Origin of the sequence: Trichloromonas sp. (assembly GCF_034006665.1) — a bacterium.
Classification (GTDB): domain Bacteria; phylum Desulfobacterota; class Desulfuromonadia; order Desulfuromonadales; family Trichloromonadaceae; genus Trichloromonas.
This window is the reverse complement of the sequence record NZ_JAVESI010000033.1, coordinates 1-18,250: the sequence shown is the minus strand read 5'-3', so window position 1 is coordinate 18,250 and position 18,250 is coordinate 1. Positions and strand designations below refer to the sequence as shown.

Annotated in this window: 20 protein-coding genes and 1 tRNA gene; 13 read left to right on the top strand and 8 right to left on the bottom strand. The window is 62.1% G+C overall.

Annotated elements, in window-relative coordinates; translation table 11 throughout:
* Positions 1-64 precede the first annotated feature (64 nt).
* A complete protein-coding gene (hemH, locus tag RBR25_RS12470; RefSeq protein ID WP_432819882.1) occupies positions 65-1,036 on the top strand; it encodes a ferrochelatase in 972 nt (323 codons plus the stop codon).
* Positions 1,033-1,218 (top strand): hypothetical protein, encoded by a 186-nt coding sequence (locus tag RBR25_RS12465; RefSeq protein ID WP_432819881.1) that lies wholly within the window; start codon positions 1,033-1,035, stop codon positions 1,216-1,218. Before hemH ends, RBR25_RS12465 begins: the two co-directional genes overlap by 4 nt.
* Positions 1,219-1,272: 54 nt before the next feature.
* Here RBR25_RS12465 and RBR25_RS12460 read toward each other — a convergent pair whose 3' ends face one another.
* Both RBR25_RS12460 and RBR25_RS12455 read right to left on the bottom strand, forming a co-directional pair.
* Positions 1,273-2,166: a DnaJ C-terminal domain-containing protein gene (locus RBR25_RS12460; RefSeq protein WP_432819880.1), complete on the bottom strand. Its 894-nt coding sequence runs from the start codon at positions 2,164-2,166 to the stop codon at positions 1,273-1,275.
* A gap of 60 nt (positions 2,167-2,226) precedes the next feature.
* Positions 2,227-3,456 (bottom strand): MFS transporter, encoded by a 1,230-nt coding sequence (locus RBR25_RS12455; RefSeq protein WP_432819879.1) that lies wholly within the window; start codon positions 3,454-3,456, stop codon positions 2,227-2,229.
* A gap of 114 nt (positions 3,457-3,570) precedes the next feature.
* Here RBR25_RS12455 and RBR25_RS12450 point away from each other — a divergent pair, with 114 nt between their 5' ends.
* Both RBR25_RS12450 and hemG read left to right on the top strand, forming a co-directional pair.
* Positions 3,571-4,098, top strand: coding sequence for an SHOCT domain-containing protein (locus RBR25_RS12450; protein ID WP_432819878.1), 528 nt, complete (start codon positions 3,571-3,573; stop codon positions 4,096-4,098).
* A 58-nt stretch (positions 4,099-4,156) separates the two neighbouring features.
* A complete protein-coding gene (hemG, locus tag RBR25_RS12445; RefSeq protein ID WP_432819877.1) occupies positions 4,157-5,563 on the top strand; it encodes a protoporphyrinogen oxidase in 1,407 nt (468 codons plus the stop codon).
* 9 nt (positions 5,564-5,572) lie between these two features.
* Here hemG and def read toward each other — a convergent pair whose 3' ends face one another.
* Together def and RBR25_RS12435 are read right to left on the bottom strand one after the other, a co-directional pair.
* Entirely contained in the window at positions 5,573-6,076 is a 504-nt protein-coding gene (gene def / locus RBR25_RS12440) for a peptide deformylase (protein ID WP_432819876.1), read from the bottom strand.
* Between the two features lie 3 nt (positions 6,077-6,079).
* The gene (locus RBR25_RS12435) at positions 6,080-6,619 is read right to left on the bottom strand and encodes a glycine cleavage system protein R (RefSeq protein ID WP_432819875.1); all 540 of its coding nucleotides are present in this window, start codon (positions 6,617-6,619) and stop codon (positions 6,080-6,082) included.
* A 109-nt stretch (positions 6,620-6,728) separates the two neighbouring features.
* Here RBR25_RS12435 and RBR25_RS12430 point away from each other — a divergent pair, with 109 nt between their 5' ends.
* The 6 genes from RBR25_RS12430 to RBR25_RS12405 all read left to right on the top strand — a co-directional run bounded on the left by RBR25_RS12430 (position 6,729) and on the right by RBR25_RS12405 (position 10,943).
* A complete protein-coding gene (locus RBR25_RS12430) occupies positions 6,729-7,073 on the top strand; it encodes a peptide chain release factor-like protein (RefSeq protein ID WP_432819874.1) in 345 nt (114 codons plus the stop codon).
* A 3-nt stretch (positions 7,074-7,076) separates the two neighbouring features.
* On the top strand, positions 7,077-7,268 hold the full coding sequence (locus tag RBR25_RS12425; protein WP_432819873.1) for a SlyX family protein: 192 nt from the start codon (positions 7,077-7,079) through the stop codon (positions 7,266-7,268).
* Between the two features lie 7 nt (positions 7,269-7,275).
* Complete coding sequence (locus RBR25_RS12420) at positions 7,276-7,791, top strand: rhodanese-like domain-containing protein (RefSeq protein WP_432819872.1); 516 nt, start codon at positions 7,276-7,278, stop codon at positions 7,789-7,791.
* Positions 7,788-8,216, top strand: a complete 429-nt coding sequence (locus RBR25_RS12415) for a MauE/DoxX family redox-associated membrane protein (RefSeq protein WP_432819871.1) — start codon at positions 7,788-7,790, stop codon at positions 8,214-8,216. Before RBR25_RS12420 ends, RBR25_RS12415 begins: the two co-directional genes overlap by 4 nt.
* Positions 8,217-9,809 (top strand): B12-binding domain-containing radical SAM protein, encoded by a 1,593-nt coding sequence (locus RBR25_RS12410; protein WP_432819870.1) that lies wholly within the window; start codon positions 8,217-8,219, stop codon positions 9,807-9,809.
* 90 nt (positions 9,810-9,899) lie between these two features.
* Complete coding sequence (locus tag RBR25_RS12405; protein WP_432819869.1) at positions 9,900-10,943, top strand: KamA family radical SAM protein; 1,044 nt, start codon at positions 9,900-9,902, stop codon at positions 10,941-10,943.
* 48 nt (positions 10,944-10,991) lie between these two features.
* On the opposite strand, the gene RBR25_RS12400 is transcribed toward RBR25_RS12405, so the two are convergent.
* The 4 genes from RBR25_RS12400 to efp form a co-directional block, all read right to left on the bottom strand.
* A complete protein-coding gene (locus RBR25_RS12400) occupies positions 10,992-13,385 on the bottom strand; it encodes a spermidine synthase-like protein (protein WP_432819868.1) in 2,394 nt (797 codons plus the stop codon).
* Positions 13,382-14,080, bottom strand: coding sequence for a protein-L-isoaspartate(D-aspartate) O-methyltransferase (locus RBR25_RS12395; protein WP_432819867.1), 699 nt, complete (start codon positions 14,078-14,080; stop codon positions 13,382-13,384). Before RBR25_RS12395 ends, RBR25_RS12400 begins: the two co-directional genes overlap by 4 nt.
* Before the next feature lie 403 nt (positions 14,081-14,483).
* A complete protein-coding gene (gene epmA / locus RBR25_RS12390) occupies positions 14,484-15,383 on the bottom strand; it encodes an EF-P lysine aminoacylase EpmA (RefSeq protein WP_432819866.1) in 900 nt (299 codons plus the stop codon).
* Position 15,384: 1 nt separating this feature from the next.
* Positions 15,385-15,948 (bottom strand): elongation factor P, encoded by a 564-nt coding sequence (gene efp, locus RBR25_RS12385; RefSeq protein ID WP_432819865.1) that lies wholly within the window; start codon positions 15,946-15,948, stop codon positions 15,385-15,387.
* A 175-nt stretch (positions 15,949-16,123) separates the two neighbouring features.
* Between efp and RBR25_RS12380 the strand changes: the two genes are divergently transcribed.
* The 3 genes from RBR25_RS12380 (at position 16,124) to RBR25_RS12370 (ending at position 18,074) form a co-directional block, all read left to right on the top strand.
* Positions 16,124-16,687, top strand: coding sequence for an elongation factor P (locus RBR25_RS12380; protein ID WP_432819864.1), 564 nt, complete (start codon positions 16,124-16,126; stop codon positions 16,685-16,687).
* A gap of 177 nt (positions 16,688-16,864) precedes the next feature.
* A complete protein-coding gene (locus RBR25_RS12375) occupies positions 16,865-17,677 on the top strand; it encodes a choice-of-anchor N protein (RefSeq protein ID WP_432819863.1) in 813 nt (270 codons plus the stop codon).
* 322 nt (positions 17,678-17,999) lie between these two features.
* Positions 18,000-18,074, top strand: a tRNA-Val gene (locus RBR25_RS12370).
* Positions 18,075-18,250: the final 176 nt, after the last annotated feature.

The following is an 18,250-nucleotide window of genomic DNA, read 5'->3' as shown; positions in this document are numbered from 1 at the left end:
GGAGTGAGGCGAGACGTTCCTCCTCTCGCCTCACCCCTCCCCCTCACCCCTCACGGTCCTTACGATGTCAGAAAAACCGATCGGCCTCGTTCTTCTCAACATGGGCGGCCCGGACAGCCTTGAAGCGGTGCGCCCCTTTCTCTACAACCTCTTCTCCGACCGGGACCTGATCCAGTTGCCCCTGGGGAGCCTCCTGCAGAAACCCTTCGCCCGGCTTATCTCCACTCTGCGTTCGCGCCAGGTGGTGCAGAACTACCGGGACATCGGCGGCGCCTCGCCCCTGCTTCATTGGACGCAAAAGCAGGCTGAGGGGATTGCCACCCGCCTCGGTTGCGAATATCGCCCTTACGTGGCGATGCGCTACTGGCATCCCCGCGCCGATGAGGTCTTGCGGCAAATGGCCGCCGACGGCGTCGAGGAGGCGGTGGTCCTCTCCATGTACCCCCATTACACCAAGGCGACGACGGGCAGTAGCGTCAAGGATTTTCGCCGCGCTGCCGAAGAGGTCTATCCGGCCCTGCGTTTTTCCGTCATTGAGCAGTGGTACGATTGGCCCGGCTATCTCGATGCCCTGGCCGGCCGCATCCGCGTCGGTCTGGAATACTTCCACGAACTGGTGCGCGACGATGTGCAGATTCTTTTTTCCGCCCACGCTCTGCCGCAAAAGTTCATTGATCGCGGCGACCCCTATCTGGAGCAGGTGATGAGCACGGTCAAGGGGACGATGGCGCGCTTGCCCGAACTCCCCTGGTGCATTGCCTTTCAGAGCCGTAGTGGCCCGGTCAAATGGATGGAGCCGGGCACCGAGGAGGTCATCGAGCAACTCGCCGGTGAGGGCTGTGAGAATCTGCTGATTGTTCCCGTCTCCTTTGTCTCTGACCATATCGAGACCTTGTACGAGATCGATGCGGAGTATATTCCCCACGCCATCGAGCGGGGCATCCGTACCACCTTTCGCAGCCCTTCCCTCAACGCCGAACCCGATTTTCTGGAAGGACTCGCCGCCTTGGTGCGCGAGCATTCGGCCAAGAGATGATGAAGATCTGCGCTGTCTGTGGCAAGGAATTCGACCCCGACCGGCCACCGGAAACTCCCGCCGAGGAGGCCGGTGCCTTCATGGCCCGAGAACTCTGGGATGATGTCGGCGAGCTCTGCCCCGAATGTCTGGCCAACCGGGGCACCCTGGGGATGATGTACTGCCGGGAACTCTTCCGCTGAAACGAAAAAAGCCTCCTTTGCCGGAGGCTTTTTTCGTGGGGAGGGGGGCAGCTTTTACAGCCCGGTTTTTTTCAGGGCTTCGAGGAGTTCTTTCTGTTTGTCGGTCAGATGTTTGGGCACGGTGACGTCGATGGTGGCGTAGAGGTCGCCCTTGCCGCCGCCGGAGCGGGGGATGCCGAAACCGGCGAGGCGAATCTTGCCGCCGGCGGCGATGCCGGGGGGAACTTTGACGCGCTTGGGGCCATCGAGGGTCGGCACATCCACCGAGGTACCGAGGCAGGCACCGGTGAAGGGGATTTCCAGATGCACGTGCAGGTTGCTTCCCTCGCGCGTGAAGACCGGATCGTCTTCGACTTCGATCTCCAGAAAAAGGTCGCCCGCCGTGCCGCCCATGGGGCTGATGCCCCCCTTGCCGGCGACGCGCAGGCGCTGGCCGGTTTCAACTCCGGCGGGAATCCGGACGTGCAGTTGTTCCACCATGCCGTCGCGGCGGTAGTCGACACGCCGCTCCCCGCCGAGGGCGGCGAGGCGAAAGGGGATGGCCAGGCGCATGACGAAATCCTGCCCCTTGACCACCCGGGCGCGGGAAGTGCCGCCGCCGAAGGGACTGCGGCGACCGCCACCGCCGAAGAGGTGGCCGAAGATATCGTTATCCCCCAGGCCGAATTCCCGAAAGAGATCGCCCACGTCGAAGTTGCGATAGATGTCTTCCTGGCTGAAGCGCTGGTGGAATCCCGATTCGCCGAACTGATCGTACTGGCGTTTTTTCTCGGGATCGGAGAGGACGGCGTAGGCCTCGGTAATCTCCTTGAATTTATCCTCGGCTTTCTTGTCCCCGGGGTTTTTGTCCGGGTGATATTTCAGTGCCAGCTTGCGGTAGGCTTTTTTGATCTCTTCCACCGAGGCGTCTTTTTTCACGCCGAGCTGGGCATAGTAATCCTTGGCCATCGGTTCTCTCCTGGTTGGGGCGAAAATGCGTTGACAATATAGTGACGGCGATGCCCGGCGTCAAGTGGCGTTCGGCCTTCGCGGGTACGGACGCGCCAGGACTAGGCCCGAAAGGAGGGCGGTGCCGCCGACGGCGAAGATCAGTTCGAGCCCGCCCCATTCGCCGAGATAGCCGAGAATCACAGCGCCGGCGAAGGCGCCGGTGTCGATGCCGCCGGTGAAGATGCCGGTGATCTTCCCCCGGTTCCGGGCCGGTTCGTCGCGGATCGCCAGGGCGTTCAGGGTGGGAAAGAGCAGCCCGTGCCCGGCCCCGGCGAGAAAACCGGCGGCGAAAAAGGCCGGAGCGCTGGTAACAAAGATCAGCGCCAACAGTCCGCTTGCGGTGATCAGCAGGGCATAGGGGAGGATACGGGCCTCGCCGACGCGGTCCGCCAGGCGTCCCCCGACCAGGCGGATGAGGACGGCGGCGGTGGAGTAGGCGATAAAGTAGAGGGAGACAAAGGGCAGGTGCCGGGCCTGGGCGAGGGGGGCGACGAAGTTGCCCGAGGCCGCCAGACCAAAGCCGAAGAGCAGTGAGAGCAGGGCGATGGCGAGGTGTTTGCGACGCCCGAGCAGGGTGAAGAAGCCGGGGCCGGGTTGCTCCTCTCGGGGGGCGTAGGGGTCGGCGAGGCTCAGGGTGATGAGCAGCGCGGCCAGGGCGGGCAGGCCGGCGGCGATGAAGAAGGCGTCGAACCCGTAACGATGCAGGACCATTTCGCCGATCAGCGGGCCGATGGCGGTGCCGATCAGCCCCGAGGCGCCGAAGATGCCGATCCCTTCGTTGAGCCGTCCCGGCGGGATGATGTCGGCGACGAAGGTGAAGATGGCGGTGAAGCAGATGGCCAGCCCGATGCCGTGGACGATACGCACCACGAGGAGGGGCAGGTAGAAGTCCGCCAGGTTTCCGGCGAAGGTCAGGTAGAACAGGGGCATGACGGCCATGGTCAGGCAGCCGATCAGGTAACTCTTCTTGCGTCCCAGCCGGTCGATCATGTTCGCCACCCAGGGGCGGCAGAGGGCCGAGGCCAGGGCGAAGCCCCCCATGATCAGGCCGATGTCGCTTTTGTCGCCGCCATGCTCTGTGATGAAGAGGGGGAAGAGATAGAAGGCGCCGAAGCTCGAGACGGTGCAGAAGTTGGCCAGGAACATGGCCGTGAAGGCGGGGGTGTAGAGCATATCAGGGCAATCCTCGGGAAAAGCCGTGTTCGGCCACTCTTTATAGGCTTTGCCTCCGCCGGCGTCAATAGCCAAGACCGCCGCTGCAAACCAAGTACGTCTTGGCGAATGCCCGGGAATGATGTTATGCTGTTCCGCGATTTTAACCCGGCCTTTCCCGGCCGCTCATGGAGCCGAAAAACGACTATTATGAAGACTGAACACACGGAAAAAAAGAAAGAAGACAAGGGCTTGTTCAGCGGGGTCATGGTCGCCTATCTGGTTCTGCTGCTGCATGTGCTGCTGCTGGTGCTGGTGGGTGTGGCGGTCGTCTTTTTCCGGGGGGTGGTCGAATACATGCCCTGGATTCTCGGCGGCGGCTTCGCCCTGATCCTCCTCTCCGGCTACCTCTTTTTCCGCAAGTTCCGCAAGAATGCCGAAAAACTCCGCGAAGTCCTCAGCGATCCGGTCTTTCGTGATCGGGCGGTGGAGGTCAAGCTCTTCGGCGGCGTCGCTTCCCTGCGTCTGGGGCAGCCGGTGGCGAGCGCTACTCCGGCGGAACCGATCCTCCTCGACCGGGTGCCGGTGATGCAACTCGAAGACCCCGAAGCCCAGCGCCTGCGTCGTCTCGACCAGCTGGTGCGTCTACTCGATCAGGGGCTGATCAGCTCCGAGGAATTCGCCCGGTTGAAGAATGAGCTCCTTGCCGGCCCGACGATGCCCATCATCCATCCCTGACCCTCTTCCTCCACCCCGCCAGGGGTGGGGAGGCGGCCTTTTCCCCAGGAGCGTCGACATGACTCGCGTTGCGATTATCGGGGCCGGTATTTCCGGCCTTTCCGTTGCCTATGCCATCGAACAGGAAGCCCGGGCCGCCGGCCTTGCGGTGAGCACGGTAGTGCTCGAAAAGGAGAAGCGCATCGGCGGCAAGGTGCTGAGCATCCAGGACGAGGGTTTCCTCTGTGAGTGGGGGCCCAACGGCTTTCTCGACAGCAAGCCGATGACCCTGGAACTGTGCGACAAGCTCGGTATCCGTGAGCGACTGCTGCGCTCCGACGACAACGCCCGCAAGCGCTTCATCTATTCCGGCGCCGAACTGCACCGGTTGCCGGAAAATGGCCCCTCCTTCCTGAAATCCAAACTCATCTCCTGGCCCGGCAAGCTGCGTCTGGCCTCTGAGTTGTTGGTTCCCGCCGCTACCGGCGACACTGACGAGACCCTGGCCGACTTCGGGCGGCGGCGGCTCGGCGCCGAGGCCCTCGACAAGCTCATCGCGCCGATGGTTTCCGGTATCTTCGCCGGCGACCCGGAAACGATGAGCCTGAAAAGCTGCTTTCCCCGCATTTATCAGCTGGAGCGGGAATACGGCGGGCTGCTCAAGGCGATGGTCAAGATGGCCAAAAAGAAGCGGGAGGAACGTAAGGCGGGGAAGGTCGTGGCGAGCGCCGCCGGTCCCGGCGGGGTGCTGACTTCCTTCACCGGTGGAATTCAGGAGCTGACCGACCGCACGGCCGCCGCTTTAAACGGCGAGATTCGCACCGGCGCGGCGGTTGCCGCTATCGTTAAAAAGACCGACGGTTTTGAACTGAAATTGGCAGACGGCGGCAGTCTCGATGCGGAAATCGTCATTACCGCTGCTCCTGCCCATGCCCTGGCGGGGATGGTGGAGGAACTGGATGGGGGGATGAGTGCGATTTTGCAAGAGATTCCCTACGCGCCGATGAACGTCGTCTGCTTCGGTTACGAGCGGGACAAAATCACTCGCGATCTCGACGGGTTCGGCTACCTGATTCCGAAAAAGGAAGGCAAGTCGATTCTCGGTACCCTGTGGGATTCGAGCATCTTCCCTAACCGCGCCCCAGCGGGCAAGGTGCTGCTGCGTTCGATGATGGGTGGGGCGACCAATCCCGGCGCCGTCGCCCTGAGTGAAGAGGACGTCAAACAGCGGGTGATGGCCGATCTGAAGGAAATCATGGGGATCACCACCGCGCCCGATTTCGTGCGCATCTTCCGCCACGAACAGGCCATTCCCCAGTACACCGTCGGCCACGGCCGGCGCCTGGCGGCACTGGATGAGCGCTTGGCCGCCTGCCCGGGGCTGGTTTTTACCGGCAACTCCTTCTACGGCGTCGGTCTCAACGACTGCGTCAACGCCTCAAACCAGGCGGTGGCCAAGGTTTTGCCCTTGCTGCGGCGGGATTGATTTCGGAGGTCAGCGGTTTTTGCGCCGGAAGACGTCGGTCTTGAGGTTGGAAACCCGGTCGAGAAAGAGCAGGCCGTCGAGGTGGTCGATTTCGTGCTGGATGGCGACCGCCTCGAAGCCGTCGGCGCGAATCACCTGATCGCGCCCTTCGCGGTCGGTGAACTGGATGAGGATATTTCGGGCGCGCGTCACGTTGCCGGTGAAGTCGGGGACGCTCATGCACCCTTCGCGCATTGTTTCGCAGCCTTCCCGTTCAAGGATTTCCGGGTTGACCATCACCAGCAGTCCGTGGTTGTTGTCCCGACCGAGCTTGCTGTGGGAGACGTTGACCACGGCGACCCGCCGGCAGTCACCGATCTGCGGCGCGGCCACTCCCACCGAGTGCCCGGCGGCAACCATGGTGTCGATAAGATCCTGAATCAGTGATTGCACGTCGTCGTTCAGTTCGGTGACCGGGGCGCAAATGGTCTTCAGCAGGGGATCGGGGTAGGTCAGTATTTCCTGGACGGCCATGGATCAAAGCTCCACCGGGGTGATGGAGCGGACCGAGATGTCCACGTGCAATTCCCCCTTCAGACGGTTCATGATCTCTTTCAGCTCCGTTTCCTCCAGCCCGGTCGGCAGCACCGCTTCGAGCATCATCACATAGACCGGGCGGGCTTCCGTGCCGATGAGCTTGGTATTGAGGTCGGTGATGTTGACCCGGCGCTCGCCGAGTTCCTTGGCGACACGGTAAACGATTCCCGGCTTGTCGGCACCGTAGACGGAGATCAGGCAGATTTCCCCGGGCAGTTGCCGGCGTTGTTCACCCTCCGGTTTGAGGGTGCGGATGAAGACCGACAGCCCGCTTTCCTCCAAGGGCGCGAAGGCGTCGCCGAAATCGCTCTTGTCATGAATCTTAGGGTTCGAGACGATGAGGATCATGGCGAACTGCCCGCCTAGGATCGAGGAGCTGGAGTCGGCGATGTTGCAGCCGAGATGGTAAAGAATTTCAGTGACTTGCGAAACGATTCCGGTGCGGTCGCGGCCGATGATGGTCAGGGCGAAGTGGCTCATGGCGTCTCCGTAAAAGGGGGTGGGCGTGGTCTGGGGCCGACAAGGACTTGTCCTGTGCAGACTTTTCTTCTAGCATGGTTTCCGGAAAATTGCCAGTGGGAGGGCCGCTGTGAGCGACGAAACCCCTTTGTACGACGAAAAAGATCTGGTCTTCAGCTATTTCAAGTCCTCCGGACCGGGGGGACAGAAGAAGAACAAGACCGAATCGGCGGTGCGACTTCAGCATCTGCCCACCGGCATCATTGTCACCGCCACCGAATCGCGCTCGCAACTGGCCAACCGGCAAACCGCCCTGGCCCGCCTGCGCGAGCGCTTGCTCGCCCTGCGCCGGCAACGCAAAAAGCGGGTGGCGACCAGTCCGACCCGGGCCTCCCGGGAGCGGCGACTGGAAGGGAAAAAGCGCCAGGCCGCCATTAAAAAAATTCGTGGAACGACCGTGCGGAGCGAGGAATAGGATATGGACGAATTGCGGCAACGACTGGACGAACTGGAGATCCGCTACACCCATCAGGGGCGGATGCTGGAGGAGCTCAATCTGGTGGTCGCCGAGAGCGCCCGACGGGTCGACCGCTTGGAGCGGGAGTTGACGCGCTATCGGGAGATGCTCGGCACCCTGGCTCCCGGGTTGACGGAATCCCCCGACGAATGAGGCACTCATGAAAGCGGATTCTCGTGCGGTTCTGATCGAATCGGTAGTGATCCTCGCCATCGGCGTGGTTTTAGGCCTCTCTTTCAATGGGAAAATGGTTCTCGATGCCTTTTCCGGTCGTCTGAACTCGACCGGGGCGCAGCCTTCCGGCGGCGAAGCCGTGCACTCCACGGTGGATGTTCAGGCTTTCCCCCTGCCGATCATGTTGGAGGAAGTTCGTGAGCTGTTGGCTGCCGGGGCGTTGGCGGTGGACGCCCGGGCCGCTGAGGTTTACGCCGAAGGCCATCTCCCCACAGCCCTTTCTTTCCCCTTGGGAGAGTACGGGCAGGTATTGCCGGATTTTCTTCAACAGGTGCCGAAAGACAGAACGCTGATCCTCTATTGCAGCGGTTTTGGTTGTCCCGACTCCTTCGATCTCGGCGAGCGGCTGCTGGCCGAAGGTTACTTGGATGCCCGGGTTTACGAGGGCGGCTTCCCCGAATGGCGAGATGCGGGACTGCCGGTGGAAAAGGAGGCGCCATGAGCCGCGCCATGCTCTACGTTTACCATTTCTGCCGCCTGGCCCTAGGGGGGGTCTACCTTTATGCCGGGGTCGTCAAATCCGCCGATGTCGTTACCTTCGCCCGCGATGTGGCCAACTATCAGCTCCTTCCCTACGCCTGGAACTATCTGGCGGCGGCGACCCTTCCCTATGTGGAGACGGTGGCCGCGCTGCTGCTCCTGTTCAACCGCAAGGTGCGACCGGCGGCGCTGATCCTGACGAGTCTGACCCTGGTTTTCATGGTCGCTCTCGTTACCGTGTTGGTGAGGGGGCTGGATATCGACTGCGGTTGCTTCAATCCCAGCCAGGGGCATACTTCCGCCGGGATCGCTCTGTTGCGTGATGCCTTCTTGCTGTTCCCGGCGATCGTCACCCTGCGGCTGTCGGGAAGGATGTCGGCCCGTTAAGTGGATGTGCTGCTGATCAACCCGCCGGCGGGCAAACCCTGTGAGCCGCCCCTGGGGCTGGCGGTGCTCCTCGGCCATCTGCGCGCCCGGGGCCTGACGGCCGGAGCCATCGACGCCAATCTCGACGCCAGCCTCTATCTGCTCGATGAAGATCGCCTGCGCGCCGCCGCCGGCGCCAACCCGCCGACGGCCTTGCGCCGGGCGGTCAATCATGCCTCCCGCTCCCTGGCCCTGCTGCGCTCTCCCGCCGCCTGCGTCCTCTTCGACCGCTATCAAAGCGCCGTCCATCACCTTGATCTTGCGCTCTCCGCCTATCGCGGCGCGGGCGGGGACGAACGGTTGAGTCTCGGCGACTATCGCCACGGCTGCCTCTCCGAGTTCGTTCCGGCCGACCTGGAGCGGGTTTTCCGGGGGGAGGTCGGAACGCTCTTCGACGACTATTTCCGGACGGTGCTCCTTCCCCGCATCGCCGAAGCGGCGCCGCGCCTGCTGGCCATTTCCGTCAATTATCTGCATCAGGTGCTGCCGGCCTTCGCCCTGGCCGGTTTGCTGCGGCGGGCCTTTCCCGACATCCCGGTGGTCGGCGGCGGTGGCCTCTTCAGTTGCTGGCGGACTTTGCTCAAGGAAAAGGATTTGCGCTTTTCCGCCTTTTCGCGCATCGTCTTCGGCCCCGGCGAGGCGAGCCTGACCGCCTTGGCCGAAGGGCGGGCCGGGGCGGATTATTATCTCGAAGACGGCTCGACCATCGCTTTCGTACCCGATTTCAGCTTCGCCCCCCTCGGCGCCTATCTCTCTCCCGTTCCGGTGCTGCCGGTGAGCGCCAGCCGGGGTTGCTACTGGCGCCGTTGCCTCTTCTGCCCGGAAGCGGCCTCGCCGACCCATCCTTACGGCGTTTTCCCCGGCTCTTTCGTCGAACTGTTGCGGGGACTGGCCACCCGCTACGGCGTCCGCCACTTCCACCTCACCGACAACGCCCTGCCGCCGGCGATTCTGCGGGAACTGGCCGCTCAGCCGCAGGCCATGGCCGGACTCGGCTGGCACGGTTTCGTCCGTTTCGAGCCGGAACTGCTCGATCAGGATTTTGTCCGGGGATTGGCCGCCGGCGGTTGCCGCATGCTGCAACTGGGGCTGGAGAGCGGCTCGCAGGCGGTGCTCGACCGTCTGCAAAAGGGCACCCGTGTCGAGCAGGCGGCGCGGATGCTCGCAAATCTTCATGGGGCGGGAATTCGCACCTATGTTTATGTCATGCTCGGCACCCCTGGCGAGACGGCGGCGGATGCCGAACTGACCCTCCGTTTTCTCGAAGAGCAGAGGGCGCTCATCGATTACCTTAATCTGGCGATCATGAATCTGCCTCGCGAATCGCACCTGCTCCTCGACCCGGCCGCCGTCGGGATCACCGCCTCGGCCCCTCTGGCCGAGGACGCCCCCTTGGGACTCTATCGCTCCTTTGTTTCCTCCACCGGTTGGGGACGGAGCGAGGCCCGACGCTTCCTGCAGCAAAAACTGCTCGGCTCGCCAACCATCCGTGCCGCCGTCAACCGCGTACCGTCCAGATTCACCTCGAACCATGCCTTTCTGTTTAACGGCTGAGGGGGGTTGTGTTAGGGTGGCGATTTTAAGCGTAGGGGCTCACCGCCGTGGGCCCTTACTTACCCCTTTATCCGAAAGTTTGATCCATTCATGGAAGACTGGCAGAAAAACCTGGCACAGAGTCTGACGACTCCGGAGCAGTTGGCCACCTATTTTCCTGTGGATGTCGCGGCGCTCTCGCGGGTGGTCGAGCGCTATCCCATGCGCATCACCCCCCACTATCTCCGGCTGATCCACGCGGTTGACGACCCCATCTGGCGGCAATGCATTCCCGATTCCCGGGAACTGGACGATCTCGATCAGCCGGAAGACCCCTTGGCCGAGGAGTCGCTTTCCCCCGTTCCCCATCTGGTCCATCGCTATCCCGACCGTGCCCTCTTCCTCGTCTCCGGCACCTGCGCCGGCTACTGCCGTTTCTGCACCCGCAAACGCAAGGTCGGTTGCGCGGCGATGCGCGTGACCATGGGGGATGTTCGCACCGGGCTCGACTATATCGCTCGCACCCCGCAAATCCGCGACGTCATCCTCTCTGGCGGCGATCCCCTGCTGATGTCCGATCTGCTGCTCAAAGAAATCCTCGACGGCCTGAGCCGCATCCCCCATCTCGACCTGATTCGCATCGGCAGCCGGATGCCGGTGATGTTGCCGGAGCGCATCACCGACAGTCTTTGCGCCTTGCTGCGCCGGTACCGTCCCCTTTATCTCAATACCCACTTCAACCATCCCCGGGAAATCACTCCCGAGGCGGCCGATGCCTGCGCCCGGCTGGCCGATGCCGGGGTGCAGCTCGGCAACCAGACGGTGCTGCTCAAGGGGGTGAACGACGATGCCGAAGTGCTGCGCGAACTCTTTCGCGGCCTGCTGAAAATCCGCGTGCGCCCCTACTATCTCCATCACATGGATCTGGCGCGGGGAACCGGGCATTTCCGCACCGCCATCGCCGACGGCGTCGCCATCCTCGAAGCCCTGCGCGGCACGCTCTCGGGCTTGGCCATTCCCCAGTACGTCATCGACCTGCCCGGAGGCAAGGGGAAAGTGCCGGTCTGTCCCGACTATGTCCAACGGACGGGAGACGAGGTCTGGGTGCGAACGCCGGAGGGGGGGCGGATACGTTTTCCGGAGCTGAAGAGATAAGGGCGGTTGGACGGACAGGGCGAGACGGGGGTCTCGCCCTGAGTCGTTTTAGGGGGTGGGGATTTCCCGGGAAGGGTTTTCAGCGGACAGCCCGGCCAGGGCATAGGCCAGAGCGGCGGCGAAGAGCACGGCATTGAAGCCGGCGAGGATGGCGATGAGGGTGGCGAGGGAGCCGCCGACCACCGAAAGGCAGCCGTTGATCCCCCAGGCCCAGGGGACAGCTTCCGGTTGCCGCCGATGGAGCGCGCCGAGGCCGAGGGGAAAGGGGAGGCCGAGGCAGAAGCCAAGCGGGGTCAGGATCAGCAATGTCAGGCCGACCCGGGCGGCGGTCGCCAGGGTGATGGTGGCATGGAGCAGCGGCCCGAGCAGGCCGATGTAAAGACCGAGGAGACCCACGACGGCGCAAGCGGCCCGACGCGGCGTCAGCCTTTGGCGCGACAGGCGCTCGGAGGCGGCGCTGCCGAGTCCGGAAGCGAGCAGCAACGTCGAAATGACCATGGCGGCGGCGTAAACGGGGTGGCCGAGGTAGAGAACGAAACGGTGGATCAGGGTGATTTCGATGAGCATGTAGCCGAGCCCCAGGGCGCCGAAGTAGCCGACCGTCGCGGTGCGATTGCCGTCGCTAGGCCGGCCGATGCGTGCCAGGGGCAGAAGGATGAGACCCCCTGCCGCCAGGGTGGTCAGCAGCAGGGTGACGACCAGCACCAGCGAGCCGAGTTCGACCACCGGCAGTGCCCCCTCGCCGACGAGGCGATGCAGGTGGGGGATGGTTTTAAGGCGCAGAAACTGAGAGAAGAAGGGACGCTCGTCTCCGGCCGGACGCAGGTCGAAAAGGTAGTCCCGGTAGATTTCCCGACGGTTGCCGAAAAGCAGGCCGTCAAGCAGGGTGAAGAGGGCAGTGTCCGGCAGTTGATGGAAGTTCTGGCGCTCCTCTGCGGTTATCCCCGGCAAGAGCAACGGGTCAAAACTCCATTGGCCACAGAAACTCCGTGCTTTGGCAACCTCCACGGACGTCAGCGGCGAGCGCTTGAGACAGAAAGTGATGGTGCCCCAGCCCCGCGCCGCCGCCAGGTGTCGGTTCGGGTCGGCGATCCCCTTGGATTGGAGAAGCTCGATCAGGGTCGCCGCCAGGCGCAGAGAGACGCGGGGGGGGTGGTCGAGCCAGGTTGTCAGGCAAAGCAGGCCGTTGGGGGTCAGCCTGGACCAGAGTTCGGCAAAGGCTTCCTCGGTCAGCAGATGCTGCTCGTGCAGGGCCGTGACGCCGACGCCGCCACCGAAGGTCCCGATGGTGGGCAGGACGATAAGATCATAGCGGTCCCGGTCGGCGGCCAGCCAGGTGCGTGGTTCGGCGGCGAGCATGCGGACTTTGGGGTGGGCGAAGAAATCCCCGGCGCTTGCGGGATAGCTTGCGCGCAACAGTTCCAGTGCGGCCCGGTGCGGCTCGATGGCGACGATCTGCCGGGCTCCTCCGTTGAGGGCCTGGGCGGCGGCCAGGCCGGTGCCCGCTTGGAGAATGAGCACCCTATCCGGTCCGGCGAGGGCGTAGGGCAGGCCCTGGGGGGTGGCGTTGAGGAGACGGGCGCTTTCGGTGTAGGAGGCGCGCGGTACGAAGCCGAAGGTGTCGCCGTTGCTGAAGAGCAGATCCCCTTGGGGGATTTCCCCCCGGTAGTCGAGGCTCAACCCGGGGGCGAAACGCAGCGCCGGGCTGGTCACCGCTTGCACCTGCCCGTAGGGATCGTGGCGCAGGGCGACGGTGCGGTGCTCCGGCAGGTCAAGGGTGCGGCGCAGATCCTTGAACTGGGAGAGAGGCAGTTCGGGGGGGCGGGCCAGGCTGACGACGATGACCGCCAGGCTGAGAACCGCCAGCCCTTGAAGGGGTCGGTGCCGGGAGGGGAGCAGCAACAGCCCGGCGAACAGCACCGGCAGGGCGAGGAGGGCCGGAAGACGTTCCGGCGCAAAGCCGGAGAGGAGGGCCAGTCCGAGGAGGCCGCCCAGCCCCGAGCCGAAGAGATTGGCAAAATAGGTCAGGCCGATGCGCTCGGCCTGCTCCATGAAGAGGATGCCGATGACCAGGGCCCCGAGCAGAAAGGGGAGGGAAAGAAGCAGGATCACCGCCAGTAGCCAGAGTGCTTGGAGGGGCTCGTAGGGGAGCAGGTAGGAGTCGAACCGTCCGAAAAGGTTCGGGGCGCGTCCCGCCGCCAGGGCCATGGCCAGGGCGCAGGAAAAGAGCAGCAGGGGCAGGAGCGTGGTGTGGTGGCGCAGTGCCCATGGTCGGCTCAGGGCGAGCAGGGTGCCGGCGGTGCCGAAGCCGAGCAGGGCGATAGCGATGACCAGGTAGGCGAAATGGTGCCACTGGCTGATGGCGAAGCTCTGCATCAGCGCCGGCTGCAAGGCGATCAGGGCCGCCGAAAGCAGCCCCAGCGCCCACAGTTGGCGCCTCATGGACTTCGCCTCAGGGGTACAAAGCGCACCGGCATCAGGCTCCGGCTACGGGTTTTGCCGTCGCGCTTTTCCACCAGCATCAGGGTTTGCATCTGAAAGGGGGTGCCGACGGGGATGACCATCAGCCCCCCATCCTTGAGCTGATCGATGAGGGGCGGCGGAATAAATTCGGCAGCGGCGGTGACGATGATGGCGTCGAAGGGGGCGGCCTCGGGCCAGCCGGAAAAGCCGTCGCCGGCGCGGGTTTCGACTCGGTAGCCGAGTTCGCGCAGCAGCGCGGTCGAGCGTTCGGCCAAGGGTGGGATGATTTCGATGGAATAGACCTCGGCACCGCAGGCCGCCAGAACGGCGGCCTGATAACCCGAGCCGGTGCCGATTTCGAGGATTTTCCGCCCCGGTCGGGGACGGATGACCTCGGTCATGAAGGCGACCATGAAGGGTTGGCTGATGGTTTGGCCGTAGCCGATGGGGAGCGGGGTGTCGAGGTAGGCGGCCGAACGGCGGCTTTCGTCGACGAAAAGGTGGCGGGGGACTTCGGCCAGGGCTTTCAGGGTGAGCGGGTCTTCGATCCCCCGGGCGACCATCTGCGTTTCGACCATTTTTTGGCGCTGCGCCGCGTAAGGGTCGGGCAGTTCGGCATGGGCGAGGGAGGTGAGGCACAGGACAAGGAGAATTTGGATGCCAATTTGTGGCATGACAGGCCTCCGTCGTTGGTTAAACGGGTGTTTCTGTCAGTATAGCGGGAAATGCCGGGGTTTCGTTCCCGGACGGCGACTTACTCTCTTTGCTTGCCCAAAGAGAGTAAGCAGAGAAAGGGCACCCCGCTCCTTGCCCTTCGGGTTCCCTCCGCTCCGTGGCCGTTTCGCGGGTGGGCAAAAACTCGCTGCGCTCAGACATTTGCCCACCTCTTTCGCGAATCGACCACGTAGCGAAGGCGGCGTCACAGGGGGGGGTGCATCGGGAAACCGACTGTTTATTGCCCTCGTGCACAGGGTAGGTCGAAAATCAATCTGCTGCCCAAAATACTCGTTTTTCTGGCTGGTGAAATCGTTCTCTCGGGTTTTCCTCTGTGATCTCGGTGAACTCTGTGATGAAGGCTTATAGCTCTTCCGGGGTGAAGGCGACGACTTCGTCGATGGTTTGGGCGCTGGTGAGGAGCATGACCAGGCGGTCGACTCCGAGGGCGATGCCGGCGGCGTCGGAGAGGGTGGCGAGTTCCCGCAGGAACTTCTCGGGGGTGGGGTAGGGGGCTTTGCCGAGGCGGCGGCGTTCGGCCTCTTCTTGCTCGAAGCGCCGGCGCTGTTCGTCGGGATCGGTCAGTTCGGAAAAGGCATTGGCCAGCTCCAGCCCCCGGACATAGAGTTCGAAGCGTTCCGCCACTTGCGGGTTGTCCGGTTTGCGCCGGGCCAGGGCGGCGTGGGTCGCGGGATAGTCGAGGAGAAAGGTCGGGCGTTCTTGGCCCAGGCGCGGTTCGATCTCAAGGGCGATGATCTCGTCGAAGCGCTCTGTCGCCAGCGCCTCTTTCAGCGACAGCGAACCGTAGCGGGCGAAGGCCTCGGCGACGGTCAGCCGTTCCCAGGGTGGGGTCAGATCGATTTCGGCCAGTTGTCTTTCCGGGCAGAGGGCGGCAAAGAGGGTTTCGCAATCGTCCATCAGTGCCCGATAGTTGCAACCGCTGCGGTACCATTCGAGCATGGTGTATTCGGGAAGATGACGGGCGCCCCGCTCCCCCTGACGCCAGCAGCGGCAGATCTGGAAGAGGCGGGGATAACCGGCGGCGAGCAGACGTTTCATGCACAGTTCGGGGCTGGTGTGCAAAAAACCGTCGCCGCAGGCTACCGCGTCGATGTGCAGCTCCGGGGCGTTGCCGGGAAGGCGGTGCGGCGTCTCTACTTCGAGAAAATCCCCCGCCATGAAAAAGGCCCGGATCGCATGAACGATCCGGGCGCGTTTTTCCAGGGCGGGCCGTTTTTTGGCCAGGGCCCAGTTGGGTTCCATCTTATTCCTTGACCCGGGTAACGTATTCGCCGGTGCGGGTGTCGATCTGAATCAGGTCGTCGGTTTCGACGAAGGAGGGAACAGCCAGGTTGTAGCCGCTTTCCACGGTGGCCGGTTTGTTGTTGCCGGCGGCGGTATCTCCCTTGACCCAGGGGTCGGCGTGGGTGACGCGCAGGTTGACAAAGTTGGGGAGGGTGATGCCGATGCCTCGGCCGTTGAAGAGCAGAATCTTCACTTCCATGTTGTCCTTGAGGAAGTAATGATCGTCACCCAGGGTCTCTTCGCTCAGGGAAACCTGCTCGTAATTCTTCGTGTCCATGAAGACGTAGCCGCTATCATCTTGGTACAGGTACTGCATGTCCCGATCTTCCAGGGCTGCCGGCTCGAAGCTCTCGCCCGAGCGGTAGGTGCGGTCGTAGATGTTGCCGGTGATCATGTTGCGCATCTTGCACTTATAAAGAGCCTGGCCCTTGCCGGGCTTGGTGAAGTCAAACTGGGTGATGACGTAGGGCTCGCCGTCGATCATCAGCTTGAGTCCTTTTTTGAGGTCGGCGCAGGTGTACATGGTGAAGCTCCTTCTATGTGAGAATGGGGTCGGCTGCCAAAAGGGGCATATTAAAGCACAGAGGAAAGGGATTTGTCATGGAAAAATTCGCGATTGGCGATTGTCTCGCTCCCCCTTTTTGTGCTAATTTCTTGCGCCCGTTTTTACAAAGCCCCCTCTTCAAGGAGATTTTTACATGCTTACGACTGCCGATTTCAAGCGCGGCCTGGTTATCCAGCTCGACAACGCCCCCTGTCTCATTCTCGACCACACCACCCAGTCCCCTTCCGCCCGGGGAGGCAACACTCTGGTCAAGATCAAATACCGCAATCTGCTCACTGCCCAGGTGCTGGAGAAGACTTTCAAGGCCGGCGACAAGGTCGACGAGGCCGATTTCGAGCGTCGCAAGGGACAGTTTCTCTACCCTTCGGGCGATGGCGGCGTCTTCATGGATCTGGAAAACTACGAACAGTACGAGATCGGTGAAGAGCTTTTCGAACCGGTTCAGGGCTATCTGCTTGAAGGCACCGACGTGCAGCTCGGCCTCTTTCAAGGGCGGGTGGTGAGTATCGATCCGCCGATGGTGGTGGAACTGAACGTCACGGAAACCGCGCCGGCGATCAAGAACGCCACCGCCACCGCCCAGACCAAGGAAGCCCTGCTCGAAACCGGTCTGCGCATCCAGGTGCCGGGCTATCTCGAATCCGGGGAACGCATCAAGGTCGACACCCGCGAAGGGCGGTTCGTCTCGCGGGCCTGAATCCCCCTGCCTTGTCGGATTATTTAAAAAACTGTCGGTGAACTTTACAGCAAGGCGTCGAAAAACTTCCTGTTTAGTTATCAATTGAAGCGATTTCATGCAGTTATGTTTTGGCCTTTTAATTGCATCTTAGTTCGTTAAAAGCAAAAAGCACCTTCTCGAATCAGGGAGGATCAAATGAAAAAGATAATGTTGCTGCTTTCCGTGGTGCTGTTGTGGGTCGGGCAGGCTTGGGCGGTTCCGGTACTTCAGGTTGGCGCGCCTGCTGGCGTTGGGGATACGGGATCCTATGCCGATTACATTGAGGATCTGACGACTCCTACGGAAGAAGATACGGCTGTTACATATGGAAACCTTCTGTATGTGGCGGGGCTCTACGCCAACAAGGATGTGGTGAGTCTGGGCGGCCAATATAACGGGGCATACGGCCCCGGCCTGGATTGGACAGATTTCACCGGGCTTCCCGATGCTTTTGCCGATCATGGGGCGATTCTGGTCGCAACGGTTCCTGAGGTGCAAGTTGGAGTGGGCACGTTGTCGGTTGGTGGTGTCAGTAGTTTTTACGGGTCGCTGGATAACAGCTATTTTCCCAATTCCCATGCACCCCTCAATGATCCGAACTCCGCCTATTTCTTTTTCGATATTGGCGAATTTTCAAAAAATGTTTTGATCCCTGATTTCGCCGATGAAACATTGGGTGATAAATTGGGAGAGATCAAAAGCTTGGCTTTAATCATCAACGGTTTCGATTGGGTTCATTTCGACGTGATGGCTCTTCAAACTGAATTGACCGAGAGTAATCATCTGGATACATTTGTTACCTCGACCAGTCTGGAGAATAACCCCGGTTCCCACGATGTCACTTGGAAATACGAAAACGGCGGTGGTGGCGGTGGTGGGAATCCCGTCGTGCCCGAGCCGGGAACCTTCATCCTTGTCGGCGCCGGTCTGGTTGGGTTGGCGGTGTTGCGGAGAAAGCAGGGCCGGTAATTTCTCCGGCGGAGATATCTAGAGCAAAAGGGCGGAGCCCCCAAGGGGTGGTTCTGCCCTTTTGCTTTTATCCGGCGGATTTTGCTTCGAGAAGATTAAACAGAAAGCGCGGCGCTTGTCTGGTTCGTCTCGCGGGGGAGGGAAGGAAGACCCAAGGGGGTTCGGTAGGGGAGCATGTTTACCCGAATCTCGGAGGATAGTCGGGTTTTTCTGCACACCCTCGGGGGACTGGGAGATTTGCCTGTTTGGGGACGCCTGATGCAAATTAAGTGTTGACAGGACGGAGCGTCTTCGATATAAAAGCTGCCTTCGCAGTTGGAACAGGCACGTAGCTCAGTGGGAGAGCACTACCTTGACACGGTAGGGGTCGGCGGTTCAATCCCGCCCGTGCCTACCAGCTGATTCAGGCTGGATCGTTAGAGAGACACCTTCGGGTGTCTTTTTTCGTTTGGTGCGCCAGGCATGGCGCGTGGTGCGTAAGCACCAGATGATTGATCGTGGTGGTCAATCGTTGACTTGGAGGTGAAAGTCCTCTACGGACCCTGATGACGGGAACCGTTAGCTGAACGGCAA